This window comes from Flavobacterium plurextorum (assembly GCF_024638035.1).
Classification (GTDB): Bacteria; Bacteroidota; Bacteroidia; order Flavobacteriales; family Flavobacteriaceae; genus Flavobacterium; species Flavobacterium plurextorum.
Genome location: NZ_CP100442.1, coordinates 1606856 through 1632895, shown reverse-complemented (window position 1 = coordinate 1632895; position 26040 = coordinate 1606856). Strand labels below are relative to the sequence as shown.

Below are 26040 nucleotides of genomic sequence, written 5' to 3'. Positions count from 1 at the left end.
CAATTGTAATTGGGATTTTTTTTTCTTTAAAACGAATATTTAGTTTTTATTCTTAGCCTCTATCCATTTCGACATGTACATTGTACTTCTATAACCATGATGCTGCAATAAATTCCCCATAAAATTATGGAGACGATGCTCATCAGAATTCATCAATAAAGAATCTACCTTCATCATTAATTCATCGGCATAATTATTCTTCTGATAACATTCATTTATAATCACAATACCATTTTTTTGAGATTGTTTCCAGAGATTTTCGTCTTGATAAAGTACAATCGCTTTTTTCGCGAATTCCTGCGGATCATCTTCAATGAATCCGTTCCAATTTAAATCTCCGCTCATTGCTTCTGCACCAATAGTTGTGGTTACACTCGGAGTTCCGCATTGCATTGCTTCCAACAACTTTCCTTTTAAACCAGCTCCAAAACGAATTGGCGCTAAAACCACTCTAGCTTTTTTCACAACCTCATTAGCATCTACAGCTCTTCCCATAATAAAAAATCCATTCTTAGGCTGATGTAATTGTAATACTTTCTGTGACGGATAAGCACCGTAAACTTCTAAAACTGCTTCTGGAAAATCTTTTTTTATCAAAGGCCAAATCGATTCTTTTAAATACTGAACAGTATTCCAATTTGGCTCATGAAGAAAATTTCCAATAAAAACAAAATGCTTTCGATCTTCAAAAGAAGGTAATTCACCTAACCTTTCTTCGTTCATTTTATCAACTAAAAAAGGAAGATAAAACAATAAACTTGAACTGATTTTAAAAACATCTTTTAAAAGATCCATTTCAAACTGTGAGATCATCAAAGAAAAATCACATCTTAAAATACTCGCGATTTCCCGTTTTGCTACTTCTTCAGACAACAAATCAGTAAGCTGAAAAACTCTATTTTCTTTAAACGCCTTTTGCCTTGCCGTTCTTAAACAATGTAAATCCTCTGTATCTAACAATCGAATTGCTTTAGGACAATTTTCTGTTACACGCCAGCCAAACTGCTCCTCAATCATAAAACGATCAAACAAAACCACATCTGGATTTAATTCAATTATAAAATCATCAAAAGTTGAACTATTTAACTCGATACTTTTTTTCTCTACACCAAACTCAGACAAGTCAACCATAAATTCGCTGTCTAAAGCAGGACTGGCAAATGTAATTTGATATCCGTTTGCGATAAAAACAGAAATCAACTGCATCATCCTCCCTCCTGCTGCAGAAGAATTTGGCTCAGGCCAGACAAATCCAATTATTAAAAGTTTTTTTATCTGATTCATCATTTTTTTTTCAACTTACAAAATAATGCTTTTTTGAGCGTATTTGAACGATATTTCCTGACTTTTCGTCATAAAAAACACTAATTTTGCAAGAACTAAAAATGCAAGGAAATTATGTTGGGATTAAAATTAGCTACAGACCCGCGCTGGGTAAATATTGTGGAGTCAAACATTGAAGAAATATTGACAGATCACGCCTGGTGCGAACAAAAAGCCGCTTCGAATGCAATAAGTATCGTTACTTATAATTCTGAATTAGAAGAACTGGTAACCGAAATGCTTATAATTGCACGTGAAGAGCTTGAACATTTACAAATGGTGCATGATGTTATAAAAAAACGCGGACTTACTTTAGGGCGCGAACGAAAAGACCACTATGTAAATGAGCTGTTTAAATTCATGAAAAAAGACGGCAGCAGACGTGATGCGCTGTGTGACCGCTTATTATTTTCAGCCATGATTGAAGCCCGAAGCTGTGAGCGTTTTAAAGTTCTTTCCGAAAATATTAAAGATGAAGAATTAGCCAAATTCTATCGTGATTTAATGATTTCTGAAGCGGGGCACTATACAACATTTTTAGGATTTGCAAGAAAATACCAAGACAATATTGACATCGATAAACGATGGAAAGAGTGGATTGAATATGAAGGTTCTATTATTACCAATTACGGTAAAAAAGAAACTGTACACGGATAAATTACATCTTTTTTTGACATTATTATTTTATTAAACACCACAAATTACTATGCAAAAAAGTAAATCCAGATCAATCGTATTTAAAATTGCCAAGTATTTAGGGATAACTTTCGTTGTTATTTTAGGATTATTATTTTTAACTCCTATTATTTTTGAAGATCAAATTAAAGATCAGATCAAAAAAACTGCCAACGAAAGGCTAAGCGCGGAGCTCAACTATTCTGACGTTTCCGTTTCATTTTTTCGCCATTTTCCATCTCTTACATTAACATTAGACAATTTAAGTCTTAATGGATCTGCACCATACAAAAATGAAAAATTCATTACTGCCAAAGAAGTTTCTTTCGGAATAAATGTCGCTAGTTTAATTTTCAGTAAATCTGTAAAAATTGATCAGATTTACCTATCGGATTCCTTTATAAATGTAAAAGTAAACCCAAGCGGAGAAGCAAATTACAATATCTATAAATCACAGGCTAAAGCTTCAGAAGAAAAAGACAGCACTGAAACTGCCTTGAAACTGGAACGAATTGAAATCTTAAACAGTAAAATTATTTACGATGACAAATCAACAAAAATTCACTTTGATGCTTTTGGATTCAATTATTTAGGAAAAGGAGATTTAAACAAAGCTGTTTTTGATTTATACTCAAAAGCCAAAATTGAAAAGCTGAATATCGTTTATGAAAATGAACCTTATTTAATGAACAAAAAAGTCAATGCAGATTTAATTACAAAAGTCAACATTAACTCTTTATCGTTTTTCTTCCAACAGAATAACTTAAAAATAAACCAGCTTTTAATAGATTTCAAAGGGAAATTTGATTTCTTAAAAGATGGCTACAATATGGATTTTGTAATAAAATCTGACAACAGCGATTTACACGATGTTTTCACGGCTTTTCCTCCTAAATACATTACTTGGTTGTCAAAAACCGAAATAAAAGGAAACACCAATTTACTTCTAACTTTAAAAGGAGATTATATTGCATCAAAAAATATAGCTCCTGACTTGAATCTTGACCTAAAAATAGACAGCGGATTTGTGAATTACAACAAAAGTCCATTTCCTGTTTCAAATTTAAACTTAGATGTAAAAACTAAAGTTCCATCTTTAAATCCAGATCTTTTAACTGTTGACGCTAAGAACGTATCTCTAAACATGAACAAAGATTATTTGAAATCTAAGTTTTATGTAAAAGGCATAAAAACTCCCGAAATCAATGCCGATTTTAAATCCAAAATTGATCTTGAAAAATTAACAAAAGCACTTGGAATTCCTAAAATCGAATTAAAAGGAGCTTTAACAAGCGACGTAAAAGCAAATGGTAAATTTGATTTAAAGAACAAACTATTACCTGTTACTAACGGAACTATTGATTTGGAAAACGGATATTTAAAAACCCCTTATTATCCAAATCCAATTACTGATATTACGATAAAATCTAAAATTGATAATCCGAAGGGAACTTTTGGCGACTTAAACATCAAACTAAAGCCGGCTCAATTTACCTTTGAAGGAAAACCCGTTTTTGTTGAAGCAGATTTAAGCAATTTTGATGATTTAGCTTACGACATAAAAGCAAAGGGCGAACTTGATGTGAACAAAATATATAAGGTTTTCTCGCAAAAAGGTCTTGACCTTGACGGTTTCGTAAAAGCTGATGTGGTGTTGAAAGGAAAACAAAGCGATGCCGAAAAAGGAAATTACAGCAAACTATACAACAAAGGAACGCTGGAACTTAGAAACATCGGAATTACATCTGAATACCTGCCTAAAAAATTCATTATAAAAGAAGGAATTTTCAAAATCAATCAGGACAAAATGTCTTTCAACAACTTTTTGGCAGCTTATGGCCAATCTGATTTTAAAATGAATGGATATTTACAAAATGTTTTTAACTATGTAACAACCAATACAGGTGTTTTAAAAGGTAAATTCAAAGCTACTTCTCGATACATTAATGTTGATGAATTTATGTCGAATACAAATGCAGAAACTTCTGTAACACAAAATCCATCTCCAAAAGCAGAGACAAAACAAACCGAGAACACACAAACAGGAGTTATTATAATTCCAACTAACTTGAATTTGCAATTTAATGCCGTTGCTCAGAAAGTAAGTTTCGACAAACTTAATCTTCAGAATGCAATTGGTAATTTAAGCATGAACAAAGGAAAATTAACAATGCAGAATACTGGTTTTAACCTAATTGGCTGCAATGTTACTATGAATGCAAATTATCAAGCCATAACGCCGCAAAAAGCCAATTTTGATTACGCTATAAAAGCATCAGACTTTGACATTAAGAGAGCCTATAACGAAATTGAGGTTTTTAGAAAAATGGCAAGTGCAGCGGAGAAAGCTCAAGGTATTGTATCTTTAGATTATCAATTAAAGGGACGTTTAAACAGCAAAATGGAACCCGTTTACCCATCACTTTCTGGAGGCGGAATTCTTTCTGTTAAAGATGTTAAAGTAAGAGGTTTAAAAATGTTTACCGCAGTAAGCAAGGAAACAAGTACAGAAGCTATTAAAAATCCTGATCTTTCTAAAGTCGATATTAAGACCACGATTAAAAACAACATTATGACTGTTGAACGTTTTAAATTTAAATTTGCCGGCTTCAGACCAAGAATTGAAGGCACAACAAGTTTAGACGGAAAACTAAATTTAAAAATGCGCTTAGGCTTACCTCCATTTGGAATATTCGGAATTCCACTTACAGTTACCGGAACTCAAGACAATCCAAAAATAAAAGTTGGAAGAAAATCTCAAGATTTAGAAGAAACTAAAGATACGGAAGATTAAATGTTTTAAGTTTACTGTATTCATTTTGCACTCCTAATATCATTCAGAAATAAAAAATGAACAAGAAAAAACTATCCATACTTTTAATAGTATTTGCCAACATAGGATTCGCATGGGCAGTTTTCAATATGTTTTATTACAAACAAGCTTCTTTTGACATTTCCAAAAAAGCTAATATTAACTCCAACAACATAACCAAAATTCACAATGGAGATGGCAGCTGGATATGGAACAAAAAGGAATACGATTTCTATAAAGAACATTCCTTTTCATTAAGCAAAAATGAAATCTCAGAATTTTGTAGAATTATTAATTCAGCAAACGCACAGTATATTGAAAACATTCGACCAAAGAAATGGCTCGATATTAATCTTGAAGAAAAAAATAGCAATACTAGATTAATCACTTTAAAACAAAATTATGAAGATGAAATCTATTTCGAATTTGAAGACAATACTTTTAATGGAAAAGAATTAGAAAAATTCATCAACAAACACATTAAAACAAACAAAAAAGGAACAAATTAATAGTTTTAACAATCGATCTTCTTTTACACAATATAAACCTTTGTCAAAGTTTAAAACTTTGACAAAGGTTTTTTTCTTTATCTGAAACCCTATCCAAATTTTGTCATTTCGACCAAAGGGAGAAATCTCACCAGAAACTCCTCAAGCAAAACCCCAAAACTTTGTCGATCTACCTGTGTGATTTCTCCCTCTGGTCGAAATGACAAAAAAACGAACCAAATAAAACAAAACTACAAAACAAAGTAAGCGTAAATCCTCTTACATAACTTATACGACAAAACCATATAAAACAAAAAACCCGATCTTTTCAGAACGGGTTTTTTATAAATAGTAATCTAATGATTATGCTTCGAATGGAAGGATAGATACATAAGATTTATTATCTTTTTTCTTTTGGAACTTAACAACTCCAGCTACTCTTGCGTGTAGTGTGTGATCTTTACTGATGTAAACATTTTCACCTGGATTGTGTTTTGAACCTCTTTGTCTAACGATGATGTTCCCAGCAATAGCAGCTTGACCACCAAAAATCTTAACGCCTAAACGTTTTGATTCTGATTCTCTACCATTCTTCGAACTACCGACACCTTTCTTGTGAGCCATGACGTATGAGTTTAAATATTGTTATTATTCTTTAGTAGCTTCTTTTTTTGCTTTTGGAGCTGCTTTTTTAGCTTTAGGAGCTTCTACTTCTTCAGTAGCTGCATCTTCTGCTACAACTGCTTTTTTAGCCGCTGCTTTTTTAGTTCCTCCTGCTGCAGTAATACCTTCAATTACAATTTGAGTAAGATATTGTCTGTGACCATTTCTCTTTTTGTATCCTTTTCTTCTTTTCTTTTTGAAAACGATAACTTTATCTCCTTTTAAGTGTTGTAACACTTTAGCTTCTACAGAAGCACCTTCTATAGCTGGGGCGCCTAAAGTTACATTTCCATTATCATCTAATAAAAGAACTTTGTCAAAAGAAACTTTTGAACCTTCTTCATTAGCTAAACGGTGAACATAAACCTTTAAGTCTTTGCTTACTTTAAATTGTTGCCCTGCTATCTCTACGATTGCATACATACCAAATTGATTTATTGATTTTTAAGGTTGCAAATATACAACTATTAATTTACTGTGCAATTCCTAATTCTAAAAATATTTATTTTACCCTAAAGTCTCTTTTTCAAGCACTTCAACAGCTAATCAAAATTTCAAACAGATGTAAAATACTGTTAAATTAATCATGTATCGTGTAAAATTTCAAAAAACTACACAAAAAAAACTATTTTTGATGTAACTATAATCAATTCAAGACTACCTATTATTTAGGTAAATAAAAATTATTAATCTCTATGAAAAATTCAATAATGATGTTAAGTGCTGCACTAATGCTTGGCGGAGTTGCTCATGCTCAAAAAGTAGTTTTTGAAGAATACAATTTAGACAACGGCATGCATGTAATTTTGCACAATGACTCCTCTGCTCCTGTTGTTATCACATCTGTAATGTACCATGTGGGTTCAAAAGACGAACGCCCGGATCGTACCGGTTTTGCACATTTCTTTGAACATTTATTATTTGAAGGAACTCAAAATATCAAACGCGGCGAATGGATGAAAATCGTTACTGCAAATGGCGGTGTCAACAATGCCAATACTTCGGATGATCGAACTTATTATTACGAAGTTTTTCCATCAAACAGTTTAGAACTGGGTCTATGGATGGAGTCAGAACGTTTAATGCACCCAATCATTAATAAAATTGGCGTTGAAACTCAGAACGAAGTTGTTAAGGAAGAAAAAAGAATGCGTTATGACAACCAGCCGTATGGAAACATCTTACCTGAGGTTAAAAAAAACATGTTCAAAAATCATCCATATCGCTGGACTACAATTGGCTCTATGAAAGATTTAGATGCTGCGACTCTTGAAGAATTCCAAGCATTTAACAAAAAGTTCTATACTCCAAATAATGCTGTTTTAGTAGTAGCGGGAGATTTTGACAAAGCCAAAACCAAGGAATGGATTCAGAAATATTTCGCTCCAATTCCAAGAGGTGAAGAAGTAAAAAAACAAACTTTTATCGAAGAACCAATTACCAAAACGATAAAAGCGACTTACGAAGATCCAAACATTCAAATTCCAATGATTGTGGCTTCATACAGAACGCCCTCTATGAAAACGAGAGACGCTAGAGTTTTAGATTTAATTTCTTCCTATTTAAGTGACGGAAAAAGCTCTAAGCTGTACAAAAAAATAGTTGACGACAAAAAAATGGCGCTTCAAATTGGCGCAGTCGGCTTCAGCCAGGAAGATTACGGAACATACATTTTGTACGGTTTACCAATGGCACCGCATACGACTGCAGATGTTTTAAAAGAAATGGATGAGGAAATTGTAAAAATCCAAACTGATCTGATTTCTGAAAAAGACTATGAGAAACTGCAAAACAAATTCGACAATAATTTTGTTAATGCAAATGCAACTGTTGAAGGAATCGCTGAAAACCTAGCTTCATATTACTTACTTTATGGTGATGTGAACCTGATTAATACTGAAATCGATCTTTACCATTCTATTACAAGAGAAGAAATTAGAGAAGTTGCCAAAAAGTATTTAAACCCAAATCAGCGTTTAATTTTAGATTACATCCCTTCAACTAAAGTTCAAAATTAAGAGTCTCGAATCATGAAAAAAATACATACAGTTTTAATCCTTTTATTCCTGACTGGAATTATGCAAGCACAAGATCGTCCACAACCAAAACCAGGAAATCCGCCTGTAGTCAACATCAAAAAACCACAAACTTTTGTTTTGGCAAACGGAATGAAAGTTTTGGTAGTTGAAAATCATAAACTTCCTAGAGTAAGTTTTAATCTTACGCTGGACAACGCACCTTTTACCGAAGGAAACAAAAAAGGCGTTGACGAATTAACAAGCAGTTTAATTGGTAACGGAACCAAGAAAACAGCTAAAGAAGCTTTTAATGAAGAAATAGATTTTTATGGCGCAAGCATTAATTTCTCGTCATCAGGAGCTTACGCAAGTTCGCTTTCTAAATATTCAGGACGCGTTCTTGAACTTTTAGCAGAAGGAGCTTTACAGCCAAATTTCACTCAGAGCGAATTTGATAAAGAAAAGGCAAAATTACTTGAAGGCCTTAAAGCCGATGAAAAAAGCGTTCCAGCAATTGCCAGTCGTGTAGTTGATGTTTTGGCTTTCGGAAAAAATCATCCTTCTGGAGAATATTTATCTGAACAAACAGTAAAAAATGTAACTCTTGCAGATGTCCAAGCTAATTACGCTACTTATTTTGTTCCTGAAAATGCTTATTTGGTAATTATTGGAGACATAAAATTTAAAGAAGCAAAAGCGGCAGTCGAAAAACTTTTTAACGGCTGGAAAAAACAATCTGCTCCAAAAAACACATATCCAAATCCAGAGAATGTTTCTAAACTTCAAATTGATTTTGTCGATGTGCCAAATGCCGTTCAATCTGAAATTTCATTAGTAAATACTGTAAATTTAAGAATGAGCGACCCTGATTTTTTCCCTGCTGTAATTGCAAATCAAATTCTGGGAGGTGATTTCAACAGTTACTTAAACATGAATTTACGTGAGCAGCACGCTTGGACGTACGGCGCGAGTTCAAGTATTGGAAGCGGAAAATATGTAACTAAATTCAAAGCTTCATCTGCAGTTAGAAACACCGTTACAGACAGCGCAGTTGTGCAATTTATAAAAGAAATAAAAAGAATCAGAACTGAAAAAGTTTCTGAAGATGTTCTTAAAAATGTAAAAGCTGGATATATTGGTCGTTTTGTAATGCAAGTTGAAAAACCACAAGCTGTAGCGCGATATGCTCTAAACATTGAAACAGAAAAGCTTCCTGCTGATTTCTACGAAAAATACATTCAAACCATTAACAATGTTACCGCAGATGATATTTACCGTGTAGCGAATAAATATTTTTTACTGGACAACATGAGAATTGTAATTGCAGGAAAAGGATCTGATGTTATTACAGGCTTGGAAAAACTTCAAATTCCTATTTATTATTTTGACAAATATGGAAATCCGGTTGAGAAACCAGCAACAAAAAAAGAGGTTCCAACTGGAATCACCGCTAAAACTGTTTTCGAAAATTACATTAAAGCAATTGGCGGAGAAAAAGCAGTAACAGCTGTAAAAACTCTTTACATGAACGGAACTACAACAATTCCGCAAGCTCCTTCACCACTTACTTTTACATCAAAATTAGATTCGAAAGGAAAAATGATGGTATCTCTTGCAATGGGACCAATGAATTTAATGAAACAAGTTGTAAACGATAAAGGCGCATATATCGAACAACAAGGAAAACGTAAAAACCTTGAAGGAAATGATCTTGCTGAAATGAAAGCCAATGCAGCTCCTTTTGAAGAATTACAACTGATTAAAAGAGCAGATTTAAAAGTTGAAGGCATTGAGCCAATTAACGGAAGTGATGCTTATGCAATCAAAGATGGTAAAACGACTTATTTCTATGATGTGAAATCAGGATTAAAAACTGCAGAAGCTAAAACTCGTGAACAAGACGGAAAATCGAATACACAAATAACAAACTTTAACGACTACAAAGAGGTAAAAGGTGTAAAAGTTCCTTTTAACTTAATTCAAAATGTAGGTTTTGAATTAGACATCAAAATGTCGGACATCAAGATCAATGAAGGTGTTTCGGATGCAGATTTCTTGTAAAAAAGATTCTGAGGAACTATCCCGATAGCTATCGGGGCTAAGATTTTTAAAAGCCTTGTCAAAGTTTAAACTTTGACAAGGCTTTTTTTTATTGCTCGTTTTGTCACCGTGAGCGAAGTCGAAGGGCGCAAAGGGCTTCGACTTCGCTCAGCCTGACAATATATATTATCTCACATTTTAGAACTAAAAACTTACTTCTTGGCAGATAAATAAACACCAATCAAAATAATAAACGCTCCAAAAAATTGAATTGGAGTCAGCATTTCATTATCTAATAGCCCCCAGAAAAAGGCAACGATTGGAATTAGATACGTTACTGATGTTGCAAATACTGGTGATGACATTTGAATTAATTTAAAAAACAAAACATTTGCTATTCCCGTTCCTAAAACCCCTAAAATCATCACAAATAATATTGAATGCTGCGTGATGTCAATATTTATCCTTTCAGAAATATCTGTCGTACTTAAGATAATTAATGCAGGCAAAAGCAAGACCGTAAAATTTCCAGTTGTGATACTCACCGAATTTAGATCTGACAGATATTTTTTGATTAAATTGACATTTATCGCATAACAAATAGTTGCAATCACAACTAAAATAACATAATAGTAATTTTGCCCAGGATGCGACGAAGCTCCACTTAAAACCAGCAACAAACAACCAATTAATCCAATAAAAACACCTAGAACCTGACGTTTCTGGAATTGGATTCCGAAAATAATAATTCCTAAAACCAATGTATTTAAAGGTGTCAGGGAATTTAAAATAGCAACTATTGAACTATCAACTTCGGTTTCGGCAATTGCAAAAAGATATGCTGGAGTAAAAGTTCCAAAAAAAGATGTTATTGCAACAAATTTCCACTGGCGGCGTGAAATTTTCTTCAAGCTCTTAAACCCGATAATCAATAAAAATAAGGCTGCAAAAATTATTCGGAATGAACCAACCTGAACTGCCGTCAAACCAACTAAACCTCTTTTAATTAAGATAAAAGAACTTCCCCAGATTAACGAAAGCACTAATAAATAAGCCCACTTCAACTGTTTTGCATCCATAAATAGTATTTTACTGCAAATTTGTAATTATTTTACGAACTAACCTCTTGGTTTTTATTAATTTTGCAACAAACATATCAAACATCTTAAAATCATACATAATGAAATTCACAAAAACTATAGCTGTTATAGCAATTGCAAGTTTAACATTTGTAAGCTGCAAAAAAGAAGAAGACAAAAGCTTAAGCTTAATTAAGGCTCAAGCCGAAAAAGAGGCTCCAAAAGAACACAAAGCAATTGCGGCTGAAAATGTACAAACTGCAAGTTTTGAAATCGAAGGAATGACTTGCGCTATGGGATGTGCAAAAACAATCGAGAAAGAATTATCTAATTTAGAAGGAGTAGAAAAGGCTGCTGTTGATTTTGACAAAAAAACAGCAACTGTTACTTTTGATAAAACAGTTCAAAATCAAGAAAACTTAACGAAAGTTGTTCAAGAAACTGGTGATGGAAAAACATACAAAGTTTTAAATTTCAAATCTTAAGTTTAAAACTTCGCAGATAAAAAAACGGCGCCTGTTGTAACAGACGCCGTTTTTTTATTTTGTTTTTTTATTTCCACTTTAGAGTTTCCATCAATCGCTGCATATCATTTTTAATATAACTCGCAGCCGGCATAATCGAATCAAAGTTTGGTTTTGCATAAAAATAAACAGAACCAATTACAAAATGCTTTGTACTGTCTGTAACATAAAATTGTGAGTTTGTAGCAGCATTTCCGTCAACCTGATAAAACATTCCGTATACTTTTTTCTCCGGATTTAAATAAGGCTGTTCTAGAATATCATCAGCTTTTATAACATGTTCGTAAGTAAGTTTCTGAGCATCTCTCAAAAGCTTATCAATATTGCCATTTACAGGCTTGTAAGTCAAATAAATTGTCGCTTTCATCTTTGGATACGTAATTGCAAATCCGCAGTCTTTCTCGCCTTTAATTACAGCGTCTTCATTCATTTGAAAAGCAAAAGGGCAGTTATTTTCAAAATTGACATATTTTGCCTCTGGATAATCTAATCTAAGGAAACTTGCAGGCTTAGGCAAAACATCGTCTTTACAGCTTACAACTGTTAATGTCAGCAAAATTGCAGTTACCAAAATTATTTTTTTAAACATTATTCTATTGTTACTTTTATTTGTTTAACACGTTTTTTATCAACTGTTTCAATTGTAAAAACACAGTTTTCAAAAATCACTTTTTGATCTTTCTTCGGAAAGTTCCCTAAAATTTCTAAAATAAATCCCGCCAATGTTTCCGCCTCACCTTTGCGAGATTCAAAAACATCTTCGTCAACATCAACAATTCGATAGAAATCCTTTAGATTTATTTTTCCTTCAAAAAGAAAATTCTTTTCATCTATTTGAGAATAATTCAGATTTTCATCATCAAATTCATCACTAATATCTCCTACAATTTCTTCTATAATATCTTCTAAAGAAACCAATCCCGAAGTTCCGCCATATTCATCAACAACAATAGCTAAATGACTTTTTAAACCCTGAAAGTCTTTCAACAAATTATCGAGTTTCTTATTCTCAGGAACAAAAAAAGCTTCTCTTATAAGTGATGTCCAATCAAAATCGTCTTTATCAATATGCGGCAATAAGTCTTTAACAAACAAAACGCCTTCTATTTGATCTATATTGTCACGATACACAGGTATTCTAGAAAATCCTTTCTCGATAATCTTCGGGCAAATAGCTTCAAATGATTCTGAGATTTCTAAAGCAAAAATATCAATCCTCGGACTCATAACCTGCTTCGTATCTGTATTTCCAAAAGAAACAATTCCTTCCAAAATTTTCTGTTCTTCTGTTGAAGTTCCTTCAGAATCCGTTAATTCTAAAGCTTGAGAAAGTTGATTAATCGAAAAGTTATTTTTTTGTTTCCCTAATTTATTATGCAAATACAAAGTAAGACTTCGCATAGGAAGACTTATTGGCGTAAGCAGTTTGTCTAAAACTGAAATGGGATAAACAAAACGATTAACAAACTTTATATTGTTTCTGCTTGCATAAACTTTAGGCAAAACCTCTGCAAACAACAAGATTAAAAAAGTAACTAAAATTACTTCTAAAATAAATTTAAAAACCGGAGAACTAACTCCATTAAATAAATTTCGACCAACGAAGGAAAACAATATAACAACTCCAATATTTAAAAAGTTATTGGCTACTAATAATGTTGCTAACAGTTTTTTTGGTTTATCTAAAAGATCTGAAATAATTTTTCCCTTTGAGAAATTTTCTTGCAGCGTTTGATCGATATCTTTCTGTGACAAAGAGAAGAGAGCAACTTCGGCTCCTGAAACAATGGCCGATAAAAAAAGTAAAATAAATATTCCGACAAAACCAATAATTAAATTGATGTCTAAAGTTGAAGTAAAAAGTAAACTGGGCTCTGGGTCCAAATTAAAATAGATTAGTTAAACAATCAGAAGGGCAGATCATTTATAGGTAAGCCTTCGTTTGAAGCATCAAAGTTAGTGTTTTTTGCGGATTCTGAATCTTGATTTGGTTTATGATTTGCAGTTTCTTTTTTCGTAGTAAGAAAAGTAAATTCAGTCACTTGAATTTCTGTTGTATATTTTGTAGTACCATCCTCAGCTTGCCACTGTCTGGACTTTATGCGTCCTTCAACATATATCTTATCTCCCTTTGAAAGATATTTTTCACAAATCTCAGCTGCTTTATTTCGCACAACTAGATTATGCCATTCTGTTGAAGTTATTTTTTCATTGGTTGTTTTATTAATATAAACTTCGTTTGTCGCAAGTTGAAAACGTCCAATACAGTTTCCTCCATCAAAATAATGCATTTTTACATCATCGCCTAAGTGACCAATAAGCATGACTTTGTTTAATGTTCCATTCATAATAATAGCGGTATTTCTACCAAAGATACATTTTATTTAGCAAATTAATTCCTGCTTTTCTATAAAATTATAAATCACAATAGGAAAGGGAAAAGTTTTTAAATCTGTTCTATTAACACCTTTTTCAATCACTTCCTCAATCTCTATTTTCCAAAATTGAATATGTAAATGCTGATGCGAAAGCTTGTGTACCAAAGCCGCATCTTGACATTCTTCTATACCTATAATAGTATAGGAAGAAAAAAGATCGCTTTTTACTGTTTTTGAAACAAAATCAAATCCCTCAATTTCTGTAGTTTCAAGAAGAGGAAACTCATACAAATTATGCCAGATTCCTTTTGCTGTTCTTTTTTGTATTAGAGTATTCCCTAAAGCATCTTCTAAAATTAAATAATTAAAGAAACGATTGGTTACTTTTACTTTTTTTGATTTCACAGGCAAATCCATAACCTTCTTTTTTTGAAGCGCTGCACAACTATCATTAAAATCACAAATACTACAATTCGGACTTTTAGGTACACATTGCAAAGCACCAAACTCCATTATCGCCTGATTAAAAATTGCAGGGTTATCTTTTGGCATTAATTCGTAAGCAAGTTCCGTAAACTCCTTTTTGGTGGCAGGAATCGCAATATCAGATTCAATGTCAAAATAACGGGAAAGCACTCTAAACACATTTCCGTCAACAACTGGAACTACTTCATTATAGGAGAAAGAAGCTATAGCTGCTGCGGTATATTCACCTACGCCTTTCAAACCCAGAAGTTCTTTATAAGCTGCAGGAAAACTTCCACCTAACTCAAAAGCCACGTATTTTGCTGTTTTATGCAAATTTCTAGCACGCGAATAATACCCAAGTCCTTGCCAAAGTTTTAAAACCTGCTCTTCAGAGGCATTTGCAAGATCAAAAACAGTAGGAAATTCCTTAGTAAAAGCAAAAAAGTAAGGCATTCCTTGCGCAACTCTTGTTTGCTGCAGCATAATTTCTGAGAGCCAAATTTGATACGGATCGGTCGTATTTCGCCATGGAAGATCACGCTTGTTTTGTAAATACCATTTTATCAGTGTGTTATGAAAATCCATATTGAAATCCTTAAAAAGCAAAAGTAAATGTTTATGTAATTAAAATTTAACGAATTAGCTTGATTAATTATTTTTTTAATTCTTATATTTGCAACCTCAAAAAAATAGTACACCATTATAAAATAAAATAGGAAAGAAAATGACGAAAGCAGATATCGTAGCGAAAATTTCAGAAAAACTAGGTCTTGAAAAAGGAGATGTTCAAGCAACAGTAGAAACGTTCATGGAAGAAGTTAAGACTTCATTAGAAACTGGAGACAATGTTTACCTAAGAGGTTTTGGTAGTTTTATTGTAAAAACCAGAGCTGAAAAGACTGGTAGAAATATCTCTAAAAACACTACAATTAAAATTCCTGCACACAACATCCCTGCGTTTAAACCTGCAAAAGTTTTTGTAGAAGGAGTAAAAACGAACAACGAAGCAAAATAATATTAATTAACATAAAATCTGACACGATATGCCAAGTGGTAAAAAAAGAAAGAGACATAAGGTAGCTACTCACAAACGTAAAAAAAGAGCGAGAGCTAACCGTCACAAGAAGAAAAAGTAGTTTTAAACTACTTTTTTCTTTTTAAACGTTCATTGAAATTGAGAATTAGTGTTCAGTTATCAGATTTTAGTATTCAGTTTACTGATTACTCGCAACTGCAAACTGCCTGCTGATTTTCCCCGGGTTCAATACCTGTTAAAATATTGTTTAATCCATCCTTGTAGAAGTTAATGGTCTTTAGTTTTTGGCTTTTGGTTTTGTTTGCCAACAACCATCAACAAGAAGCCGACAACCAATTCACGGATAAAAATTTACAGTGTGAATAAAGAATTAATCATTAGATCTAGTTCTGAAGCCGTAGATTTTGCCTTATTAAAAGATGGAAAACTAATTGAATTACATAAAGAAGAAGAAAAAAGCAACTTTCAGGTTGGTGATATTTTTATTGCCAAAATTCGAAAACCAGTTGCTGGACTTAATGCTGCTTTTGTAAATGTAGGCTTCGAAAAAGACGCCTTTTTACATTATCATGATTTAGGTCCAAATTTAGCTTCCCAACTGAAATTCATAAAACTTGTAAGCGCAGGTAAATTAAAAGATTTCTCCCTAAAAACCTTTCAGTTTGAAAAAGAGATTGACAAAGATGGCATCATTACTGATATTTTAAGTGCCAATCAATCTGTTTTAGTTCAAGTAGTTAAAGAACCTATATCAACCAAAGGTCCAAGAATAAGCGCTGAGCTTTCTCTTGCTGGAAGATTTATCGTTCTAGTTCCTTTTTCTGATCGCGTTTCTATTTCTCAAAAAATAGAAGACAAAAAAGAAAAGGATCGTCTAAAAAAACTTGTTCTATCGATCAAACCTAAAGGATTTGGTGTTATTGTTCGCACAGTAGCCGAAGGCAAAAACGTAGCCGAATTAGAAAAAGATTTGCAGAACCTGCTTGGCAGATGGACTGCAATGTGTAAAAAATTACCAACTGCTCATCATCCATCAAAAGTATTAGGAGAACTCAATAGAGCTTCTTCAATATTAAGAGATGTATTCAACGATACCTTCAGCGGTATTCAAATAGATGACGAAGAGTTGTACCATCAAACGAAGGAATATCTGCAAGAAATTGCGCCTTCAAAACAATCGATTGTTAAGTTTTATCAATCAAATGACACTCCAATTTTTGAGAAATACAATATAGAGAGACAAATCAAAACTTCTTTTGGAAGAACAGTATCTATGAGTAAGGGCGCTTACCTTATCATCGAACACACTGAAGCTCTTCACGTTATAGACGTAAACAGCGGAAACCGTTCGAATAAAGCAACCAATCAAGAAGACACTGCCATGGAAGTAAATATGATTGCTGCTGCAGAAATTGCCAGACAACTTCGTCTGCGAGATATGGGCGGAATCATAGTAGTAGATTTTATCGATATGTCGAATCCTGAAAACAGGAAGGTTTTGTTCGACTTCTTGCGAGAAGAAATGAGCGACGATAAAGCAAAGCATAAAATATTACCGCCAAGTAAATTTGGTTTAGTCCAGATTACAAGACAGCGCGTAAGACCAGAAGTTAACATTAAAACCAGAGAAGAAGATCCTAACAAAGAAAATGGCGAAATTGAAGCGCCAATTTTAATTATTGATAAGATCACCTCTGATTTAGAAAGACTTTTAAAAACCCACAAAAATGTTGTACTTAATGTACATCCATTTGTGGCTGCATACCTCAGTAAAGGTTTTCCATCATTACGTTCAAAATGGTTTTTTGAACATAAGAAATGGGTGAAAATCATACCTCGTGACGCTTACACGTACTTAGAATACCATTTCTATGATAAAAAAGGAAATGTTATTTCAGAATAAAAAACAAAAAACCGCCTTTCGAAAGACTGGCGGTTTTTTTGTGGCTTTTTTTTAGAAGCAAGTTCCAGCTATCCGCTTGTATCTTTTCCTGACTAAAGGAGCCAGAAAAAGGATACCGCTTCTATCTGGGCTAGGCAATCGTTTTTATAAGATCACTATATATTAAAAAGTTGTTATAAGTATGATTTTCACCCTGAGCGAAGTCGAAGACTTTCTTATCTAAAAAGGACTTCGACTTCCCTCAGCCTGACATACATTATCTTTAGAGAGAAGCTTTTTTTTGGGGAATTTGGGGTTTAAAATTGGATTTTATTTTTAAATCCTATTCCCTCACAATCTCAATTTTTCTTCTAATTTCATTTCCAGAAGCATCTACAACTGTAATATAATGTGTTCCTGTGGTTGGCATAATTGGCAGTTCATGAAAAGTTTTTGTAGTAGCTTTATACACATCATCAACATACCAAAACAATTCTTTATCTCTTTCAGAATAAGCTACTTTTAAAATTACAGGCTGTACTTTGCTATTAAAATCTTTAGTCAAATAAATTTTACTGTTTGCCTTTGGATAAATAAAATCCATCGCTGTCGTTTGCGTTCCCTCGCAGCCTTCCTTAAACGGCGGTAAAGGTAAATATTCAATATGCTGACTTTTATAATACCAAGCCATTACTGGAGGCAGAACAAACCAATTTTTAGTACTAATATTTTCAATATTTTCACAGCTGCTATTTACCTGAAACTGTTCTGTTTTATCTAAATGAATCGTTCTGTGATATGGACAAATCTTAGTCGATTTTCCTTTTTTAGAAACCCATTGTTTAATTTTCGGGCAATTTTCTTTAGCCAGATAACCACTTAATCGACAAACCTCAACTTCAGTCAAATCTTTGTAAGGTGTATCAAACCATCTTTGTCTAGGCAGTAAATTAAATACATCAAATAAAATTGGTGCTGCACTGGTAACTCCCGTTAAAGTCGGCCTTCCTTCTCCCGTTGCATTTCCAACCCAAATTCCAACCACATATCTTGAATTTGTTCCAATTGCCCACGCATCACGATTTCCAAAACTTGTTCCCGTTTTCCATGCAATTTTCAGAGAACTATCATAAAATTTCCAAGCTTCGTCTCCTTCCGGCCTGTTCACTTCTTCCATTGCATTATACGTTAACCAAATTGATCCTGCGCCCAAAATATTCTTTTGATCAGTTTCCGAGCCAAAATCAGGCTTAAAATCATTTTTATAATTTAATTCCGTAAACTCATTTGTTCTATATTTTGCCTGATGTTTAGCAAAATAATTCACTGTTGAAGACAGATTCGCATAAGTTCTGCATAAGTCCCATAAATTACTTTCGGCACCTCCTAAAATAAGCGACAAACCATAATGATCTGGGGTTTTATTAATATTCTTCAATTTAAATTTTTGTAATTCTTCATAAAACTTGTTTACAGTAAATTCCTGAAGCATAAGAACGGCAGGAATATTCAAAGAACGCGACAATGCGCGATGCGCAGGAACAGCGCCGTCAAACGTTAAATTAAAATTTTGAGGTGTATATCCTGAAATCTGCGTTGGAATATCAGCAACTAAAGTATTGGGTAATAGTTCGCCATCATCAAGCATTGCTCCATATAATAGCGGTTTTAAAATACTTCCTGTACTTCTTGGTGCGTCAATTATATCAACATCTTTTTGATGGTCTTTGTCCGTTGGAGCATTGCCAACATAACTCATTACACTTCTGTTCTGAACATCGATTACCAAAATAGCCAGATTATGAACCTCATTCTGTTTGTACTGATTGTAATAATATCTCGCGATTTGATTAACTCTATTTTGTAAAGCATAATCAATAGTCGTTTTAACTCGTGTTCCTTCTTCATTCTTCGCTGCTCTCTGCAATAAATGCGGTGCAATTTGAGGCAGATCATACGGTTTTTGAGGCAACGGTTCTTCTATTGAAAGCTCATAGGTTTGCTTGTCGATTATACCTTCCTGATGCAGTTTTAATAGAAGTCGATTTCTTTTATTCAGTAATTTTATTTGATTTTTTCCTGGATAAATCAAACTTGGAGCATTTGGCAAAACGGCTAAAACAGCATTTTCCGCCCAAGATAATTGATTGGACTGTACTCCAAAATAACGCCATGAAGCCATTTCTAACCCCACAACATTTCCTCCAAATGGTGCATGAGCAGCATACATTTCGAGAATTTCATTTTTAGAATACCCTAACTCTAATCTAGTTGCGAGGATGATTTCTATTACTTTTTCAAAGTAAGTTCTATTTTTTCCTTTTCGGGATAATCTAATGACTTGCTGAGTTAAGGTACTTCCTCCTCTGACTACTTTACCCGCCTTTTTGTTTTGCTTAAAAGCATTTACCATTGCACCTGGATTAAATCCGGGATGTTTATAGAAATACTCGTCTTCAAAATAAACGATACACTTCTTGAATTTATCAGGAACACTATCCTGCGCAGGGAAACGCCATTGTCCGTCGCGGGCAATTTTGGCTCCTAATAATTCCCCCTCTTTGCTTTCAATAACGGTTGAATAAGGCTCTTTGAATAAAGTTCGGGGTATCGAAAAATAGTAAATCAGCAAGAGCATAAATGCAATTGCTGATTTTATTTTGTTACTTTTTATCCAGTTTATAATGCGTTGGAAAAACGCCTTCACTTTATTTTTCAATGCTGATTATTTTACCACAAAGGCGCTAAGTTTTTTTGCTCGCAGCTTCAACAGATTTGACAGATTTTATTTTTATCTGCTTGATCTGCAAAATCTTCGGGAGACCTTTTATCACAAAGATTTTTTGCCACAGATTAAATTGATTCGGACAGATTTTTAAAAATCCTTTTAATCTGTGGCGAATAAATTTATTTCACAACCTCAACCCAGAATCCTTTTGTTCTGGCTAAGAATGTATTATCATACATCGCTTCACATTGCAATCCAGGTAAATAATAATTTCCTAAGTACGATGCGTTTAGCAGAATTCTGAAAACTTTGGTTTCTCTGGCTTTCATTCCAAAATAGAAATTAGTTCTATCGTCGCGAATATCAATATAATCGGCAATGTTGTTTACTGCGTCTCCGTAATCTGTAAATCGAGTATTTACAATCTCGAATCCCGAAGGCAGAATTTGTGATAATGCCACGTTCTGAACACTTTCTCCTCTTTGATTTTTAACTGTAACTTCAGCAACAAACTCTGTTCCTTGATTAATTCTTGAAACATTTATTACGCTTCCTTTTCTATTTTTAAAGACAATACTTGCCGAAACATCGCTTTGAACAGCATTTTCCTGTCCAATAGGCAATATCCCTGTATTCAATACACGAACATAAACCGTATTTGCCTTATTGTTTTTCACCGTAATACTATTTGCTCCAGAAGTAACCGAAATACTGCGATCTGCAATTGATTTGCTTGTATTTATTGCCTCTCCTTTTCCGTTTTTACTAAACTGAATATTGATTCCTTTTGGACCGTTGCTAATTGCAAATTTCGACATTGAGTACAAGCAATAAGCCGTTGTCTGCGTACTCATCCATTGATTGGCCGACATTTCTTTGGCTAGTTTTGAAGCCATAGTAAATGCTTTTTGCGTTTGCCCTAAAAGCAGCATTGTTTCCAAAGCCATTGCTCTGTTTCTTTCGTTTGAACCATAATAGTAATAGCTATATCCGTCTGAATCACCATCAATACTTGTTTTCAAGAACAAACTTTGTCCAGCAGATTTTTGTCCTGCTAAAACATAAGCTGCGGCCAAACGAAGTTTACTTTCATTCGAAATGTTTTTTGTTTCACGTAATCTATTCATAGCTGATAAATCTGCATTTCCAGCCAAAGCTAATGTGTATAAACGATATGCCTGAGCAAGATCATTTCCATATTTAGGTTCAAAGCGCCATTGCTTCGCTTCTTTTTGCTGATACGACAGCCATTTTGATTTGAAATTAATAGGCAGAACATAACCTTTTTTCTCCGCTTCAATCAAGAAATGTCCAGCGTAAGAAGTTCCCCAATCATCTGCTATTGCATTTCCTTGCCAATATGGTAATCCACCGTTTGATAACTGGAAATTTCCTAATCTGGCAATTCCGGCTGCAATATTTTTTTGAATAATCTCTTTACGTTTCACGTCAATATCGGCAACATCACTTAAGAATAATTGCGGAAAAACGGACGAAGTCGTCTGCTCTACACAACCATGCGGATACTGAATTAAAAATTGCAGTCTTCCATTCAAATTCATTGACGGCATAGACGAAATTTCTAATCTCGCTTTATTGCTTCCGGCAACACCAAATGTTTTCCATGAAATTGTTTTACTGCTGTTTGGCGTCAGAACGACATCAGTAAATGTACTTGTAACTGGATTTGGATTTGTCATATCAATTTCAACTTCGTAAACTGATTTTTCACTTCCTGATGTTGCTATAACTTGAACTTTTGCAATTCCAGTTGCCGCACCTACAACTAAATTGAAATACGCCATCTTTTCGTCTGGCTGTGCAAAACTTAATTTTTGAACTGTACTTCCTGCTACTTTCAATCCGTTGCTTGTTTTTATCTGAATTGAAACATTTTTAATTTTATTTTCTGTAGCAAAAACTGTCACAGGAAGCGTTACTTTTTCTGATGGTGAAATTTTTCTAGGCAGCGAAGCTAAAACCATTAATGGGCTCTTAACCTGAGTTGCTTTTTCTACACTTCCGTAAGCACTTGTTGCAGCATCTCCAGCTACAACCATTGTTCTAACAGAACCAATATATTTTGGCAGTTTTAATTGATGTGATTTTGTTTGTCCTTTTTCCAATTTAAACGGACCATAATACAATACTACAGGTTTAAAGCGATTGGCTTTTTTAGCTTTCCCACCGCCTAAATCTTGATCTCCTCCAATACTAAAAATCTGGTTTATTTTTCCACCGTAAGCACCAATTACATCATCGTAAACATCCCATGTTTTTACTCCAAGAGCTTCACGAACGTAGAAACTATCCCATGCATTTGGTGTTTTAAAACGAGTTAGATCTAAAAGCCCTTCATCAACAACCGCAATTGTATACGTCATTTCTTTACCTGACTTTTCACCAACTTTCACTGTAAATGGCTGTTCTGGCTTTAAAACATCCGGCATATTAATGGTTGGTGCCAAAATCGTGTTTTTATCCACCACTTCAATCGGAACAATTCCGTACATACGAATTGGCGAATCATTTTTGGTTGTGGCGTGAGGCTGTAACAAAGTAATATTAAAATAAACATTCGGCGCCATAGCTCCAGTAATCGGAACCTCAACTTTTGTTTCACCGTTTTTTGTTTTTGCCCATATCGTCTGAATTACACGAGATCCATTTTCGATTGAAATTAAAGCACGTCCACCTTCACTTGAAGGGAAAGATATTTGTGCTTTTTCTCCAACAGCATAATTCTTTTTATCTGTAGAAAAAACTAACATATTCGCTGTAGAAGCATCTCTGTTACGTGTTTTTCCAGACCATATTGGCCAGTCAATATTTACTGTTAAAGCAGTTGCATGTCCGCCGTTTGTATCTTCAACACGAATCAAATAACGCCCCCACTCTTCATCAGTTAAAGCAAATTGAAAACTTCCTTTTCCGCTTGAATCGGTATCAATTATAGTAGATTTATAAGCTGTTGTCGAGTTTGATGAATTATAATTTGACAAATTATCGCTTGATGAATCCCACCACCATCTCCAGTCTACTTTATAAATTCTTACTTCAAGATTTCTAACTGCTCGTGGTCTTCCATTTTCATCAACAGTAACTACTTCAAAACGATTATTTGCTCGAGTTTCAAGCATATTATATTTGTTCAATTCAGGCGATTTTATTCCCACATAGGTTTTATATGGAGAATAAGTTGTCGAAATAACATCGGTACTAAAATCCCCGCCTTCTTCATACACTTTTGTAATGAATGAAGCGCGTAACATTCCAGGCGCTTGACCTTGTAATTTTGGCTGAATATTTACAGAAGCCTTTCCGTTTTCATTTAATTTTCCAGAGAAAATATTTATTTCTTCTGTACTGAACTGACGAACAATATCATCAAAACTAAATTTTTCATATCCTTTAAATGTTGTTGTCTGCTGTGAAAATTTAGCCTGCATTTCTACATTTAGGTTTTTCGCAATAGCGCCGTGAAGCCAAGTCACTTCTAGATTATCTGTATTTGGATAAGACGCTGAAAGGGTTTTGCTGCTAAATGTATTTTTGATTTTTAAACGATTTGGTTTTATCGTTTCAATCTTAATACTTTTATAAAATTTAGCACCTCCAACGCTTACCATTGCTTCCCAATTTCCTGTTGGAGCATCTTGATTTGTCGGTACAATAAAAGCGTAATGATTTAAATCATTTGTTTTCTGAACAGTTTGATAAACGGTTTTACCATTTGGATCATTCAGTCTGAACTTTATTGGATGTGATTTTGGAAGTTTATTCGCTGCATCATTTAAAATGAAAGACAAATACAAATTATCTCCTGGACGCCAAACGCCTCTTTCTCCATAAATAAATCCTTTCAATCCTTTTTGTAAAGTCTCTCCAGCTACATCAAAATTACTGACAGATAATGAAAGTCCGTCGTCAAGCTTTACATAAGTCGATTGATCTCCTAAGGTAACAATAGCGAAATATGCGAATTTATCTAATTGGAAAGATGCAATTCCTTCACTGCTTGTCGCCTGCGTACCAATTTTTTGCTGTTGAAAATTATATAAATCAACTCTCGCATTTGAGACTGGTTCTGTTGTAACAATATTGTTTACAGCGAACAAATACGATTTATTTTCACCTCTTTTCGCGATAACTCCTAAATCTGAAGCTAAAATATTAGTAGCAATTCTTGCATTGTAGTAATATGACCCAGAACAAGGATCTTGGCTTTCTCTCCAGTCATAATCATCATAATAATAATCATCATACGAATTGCCGCTATAGTTTACGTCATTTTCATCTACTTCATCCTCTTCTGCTTCATTATCATTTCCATCAGATGTTTCACATTTATAAAGAGAATATTTCTTTTTATATACAAACTCTACTCTATAAATTGCTCCTGGTTCCGGCTTTATAATTTTAGATAAATCTAAAGCATACGTATTCCATTTTGTGAGATTTACGAGTGTGCTTTCTCTTAAGTTAAGCGTTGTTTTAGCAATTGGCTGCGCTACTTTTTTGAGGTTTTGAGCTCCGTTTAATTCATTATATTGAAGAAATTGAAGCATATTATTTTTGTAAATCTTATACACTTTTACGTCAACCGCACTTAAATTTACAGCCTCAAAATTCAGTTTTAAATTGTTAGAGCTTGGCAGAATAGTTCCATTTTTCACAAAACGAACACTTGGTTTTATCTGATCAAAAGAAATTTTCTCAGAATAATTTGATTCTAATTTTTTACCGTATTGACTTTCAATTCCTTCAAAAACTTCCAAAAGAAGTTCACCTGTAATAACTTGCTCTGGCTCTTCGTCCGGCACAACTTCTACAACATTTTCAACCACTGCAGCGGCAGAATCGACAGCAACTGATGCTGAGTCTACCACAACTGTAGCAGAATCTACTGTTGCATACGCTGGTTCTTCAACAACAGGTGCAGGAGTCTCTTTTTTAGAAACTGCCTGATTGGTAAAATATACTTTTAATAAATTTCCTTGAGTAGAAAACTTAAGATTATTGGTATTTTGAATGGAAACCAATCCGGCAAAATCTTGACCTTTTTCTAATGGTTCAGAAAAATTAATTAAAACTGATTGATTATTCCCGTCTGGAACTTCAACTTTTATAACTTTAAACTCATTTATACTTGTAATAGGAAAGTCGATTTGTCCTTTTTGGTCAATATCAAAATCATTTCCATCATAGATAATCTCTAAATTTGAAGCTTCTGATTGACGCTGAATACTGTCAATTATAAAACGAAATTCTTTAGCTGGCCCCGCTGTTTTCTCAAACTTAATTTTAAGATTATTACCATTATGTTTGGCTTCAACCAATTTTTGAGCCGTTTCAAGATCAATATTATCTGCTGTTTTCAAAACGCAGTTTAAATACTGATATTCTTTGCTGTACGATTGAATATCGCCAGTATTTATGGTAAAATCCTGTTTGATTGTTTTAACTGTAAAGTTAAATTTAGAAAGCGCTGCCTCTTTCTCTTTCGGAATTGCTGTCAGCTTATCTAAGTTTAAAGTAACCTGATATTCTGTTCCTGGTTTTAATTTTTTCTCTGGAATAAAAGCTAATGTATTGGTCGAAAGTGCCACTACTTTTCCGTGAACACTTGGCGAAATATCAAACAAATCATCATCTAATTCCTGATTGGGTTTCCAATCATTTTTATCGAAAGCCAAAACCACACGAATATCAGAATCCGAAGAAACAATTCCGCCAGTAAAACTGGTTATATAATCTTTAAATAACGAAAAATCCGAATTGAAATCGGCTGCTGATTTTCTACCGCAGGATTGAAAAATAAAAAACACAAAAAACACGAGACTTAATCCTTTTACTTTCACGTTTACTTTTAGTTTATTGATTAATAAAGCAGAAATTTAATTTGAATTGTTAACGAAAACCGAAA

At 33.7% G+C, this 26040-nt stretch carries 18 protein-coding genes; 8 read left to right on the top strand and 10 right to left on the bottom strand.

Annotated elements, in window-relative coordinates; all coding sequences use genetic code 11:
• Window positions 1-39: 39 nt before the first annotated feature.
• Window positions 40-1284, bottom strand: a complete 1245-nt coding sequence (locus NLG42_RS07450; protein ID WP_257683976.1) for a glycosyltransferase — start codon at window positions 1282-1284, stop codon at window positions 40-42.
• Between the two features lie 114 nt (window positions 1285-1398).
• On the opposite strand from NLG42_RS07450, the gene NLG42_RS07445 reads away from it, so the two are divergent.
• Genes NLG42_RS07445 through NLG42_RS07435 form a run of 3 tightly spaced genes read left to right on the top strand, consistent with a single transcriptional unit; the run spans window position 1399 to window position 5319 of the window.
• Window positions 1399-1980, top strand: coding sequence for a MiaE family protein (locus NLG42_RS07445; RefSeq protein WP_089057510.1), 582 nt, complete (start codon window positions 1399-1401; stop codon window positions 1978-1980).
• 49 nt (window positions 1981-2029) lie between these two features.
• Window positions 2030-4792, top strand: a complete 2763-nt coding sequence (locus NLG42_RS07440) for an AsmA-like C-terminal region-containing protein (protein ID WP_257683382.1) — start codon at window positions 2030-2032, stop codon at window positions 4790-4792.
• Between the two features lie 56 nt (window positions 4793-4848).
• The gene (locus tag NLG42_RS07435) at window positions 4849-5319 is read left to right on the top strand and encodes a hypothetical protein (protein WP_257683381.1); all 471 of its coding nucleotides are present in this window, start codon (window positions 4849-4851) and stop codon (window positions 5317-5319) included.
• A 342-nt stretch (window positions 5320-5661) separates the two neighbouring features.
• Here NLG42_RS07435 and rpmA read toward each other — a convergent pair whose 3' ends face one another.
• Both rpmA and rplU read right to left on the bottom strand, forming a co-directional pair.
• Window positions 5662-5922, bottom strand: a complete 261-nt coding sequence (rpmA, locus tag NLG42_RS07430) for a 50S ribosomal protein L27 (RefSeq protein WP_017497241.1) — start codon at window positions 5920-5922, stop codon at window positions 5662-5664.
• Between the two features lie 24 nt (window positions 5923-5946).
• Window positions 5947-6384, bottom strand: a complete 438-nt coding sequence (gene rplU, locus NLG42_RS07425) for a 50S ribosomal protein L21 (RefSeq protein ID WP_068844917.1) — start codon at window positions 6382-6384, stop codon at window positions 5947-5949.
• 272 nt (window positions 6385-6656) lie between these two features.
• Between rplU and NLG42_RS07420 the strand changes: the two genes are divergently transcribed.
• The gene (locus NLG42_RS07420) at window positions 6657-7979 is read left to right on the top strand and encodes a M16 family metallopeptidase (RefSeq protein WP_089057507.1); all 1323 of its coding nucleotides are present in this window, start codon (window positions 6657-6659) and stop codon (window positions 7977-7979) included.
• Window positions 7980-7991: 12 nt separating this feature from the next.
• The gene (locus tag NLG42_RS07415) at window positions 7992-10040 is read left to right on the top strand and encodes a M16 family metallopeptidase (RefSeq protein ID WP_257683380.1); all 2049 of its coding nucleotides are present in this window, start codon (window positions 7992-7994) and stop codon (window positions 10038-10040) included.
• 191 nt (window positions 10041-10231) lie between these two features.
• Here NLG42_RS07415 and NLG42_RS07410 read toward each other — a convergent pair whose 3' ends face one another.
• A complete protein-coding gene (locus tag NLG42_RS07410; RefSeq protein ID WP_257683379.1) occupies window positions 10232-11098 on the bottom strand; it encodes a DMT family transporter in 867 nt (288 codons plus the stop codon).
• A gap of 101 nt (window positions 11099-11199) precedes the next feature.
• Here NLG42_RS07410 and NLG42_RS07405 point away from each other — a divergent pair, with 101 nt between their 5' ends.
• Window positions 11200-11583: a heavy-metal-associated domain-containing protein gene (locus tag NLG42_RS07405; protein WP_257683378.1), complete on the top strand. Its 384-nt coding sequence runs from the start codon at window positions 11200-11202 to the stop codon at window positions 11581-11583.
• Window positions 11584-11650: 67 nt separating this feature from the next.
• Here the strand turns inward: NLG42_RS07405 and gldD are convergent, their stop codons facing one another.
• From gldD to mutY, 4 genes are read right to left on the bottom strand one after another with little or no spacing between them, the layout of a single operon-like run.
• The gene (gene gldD, locus NLG42_RS07400; protein WP_089057503.1) at window positions 11651-12211 is read right to left on the bottom strand and encodes a gliding motility lipoprotein GldD; all 561 of its coding nucleotides are present in this window, start codon (window positions 12209-12211) and stop codon (window positions 11651-11653) included.
• Window positions 12211-13506, bottom strand: coding sequence for a gliding motility-associated protein GldE (locus NLG42_RS07395; RefSeq protein ID WP_089057502.1), 1296 nt, complete (start codon window positions 13504-13506; stop codon window positions 12211-12213). The genes gldD and NLG42_RS07395 overlap by 1 nt, the downstream gene beginning before the upstream one ends.
• Window positions 13507-13529: 23 nt before the next feature.
• Window positions 13530-13970 (bottom strand): single-stranded DNA-binding protein, encoded by a 441-nt coding sequence (locus NLG42_RS07390; protein WP_089052617.1) that lies wholly within the window; start codon window positions 13968-13970, stop codon window positions 13530-13532.
• 36 nt (window positions 13971-14006) lie between these two features.
• Window positions 14007-15053, bottom strand: coding sequence for an A/G-specific adenine glycosylase (gene mutY / locus NLG42_RS07385; protein WP_257683377.1), 1047 nt, complete (start codon window positions 15051-15053; stop codon window positions 14007-14009).
• A gap of 139 nt (window positions 15054-15192) precedes the next feature.
• Between mutY and NLG42_RS07380 the strand changes: the two genes are divergently transcribed.
• Together NLG42_RS07380 and NLG42_RS07375 are read left to right on the top strand one after the other, a co-directional pair.
• Window positions 15193-15483 (top strand): HU family DNA-binding protein, encoded by a 291-nt coding sequence (locus NLG42_RS07380; protein WP_007805026.1) that lies wholly within the window; start codon window positions 15193-15195, stop codon window positions 15481-15483.
• 379 nt (window positions 15484-15862) lie between these two features.
• Complete coding sequence (locus NLG42_RS07375; RefSeq protein WP_089057500.1) at window positions 15863-17407, top strand: Rne/Rng family ribonuclease; 1545 nt, start codon at window positions 15863-15865, stop codon at window positions 17405-17407.
• Between the two features lie 322 nt (window positions 17408-17729).
• Here the strand turns inward: NLG42_RS07375 and pbpC are convergent, their stop codons facing one another.
• Window positions 17730-20105: a penicillin-binding protein 1C gene (gene pbpC / locus NLG42_RS07370; protein WP_257683376.1), complete on the bottom strand. Its 2376-nt coding sequence runs from the start codon at window positions 20103-20105 to the stop codon at window positions 17730-17732.
• A 188-nt stretch (window positions 20106-20293) separates the two neighbouring features.
• Entirely contained in the window at window positions 20294-25975 is a 5682-nt protein-coding gene (locus tag NLG42_RS07365) for an alpha-2-macroglobulin family protein (protein ID WP_257683375.1), read from the bottom strand.
• Window positions 25976-26040 lie beyond the last annotated feature (65 nt).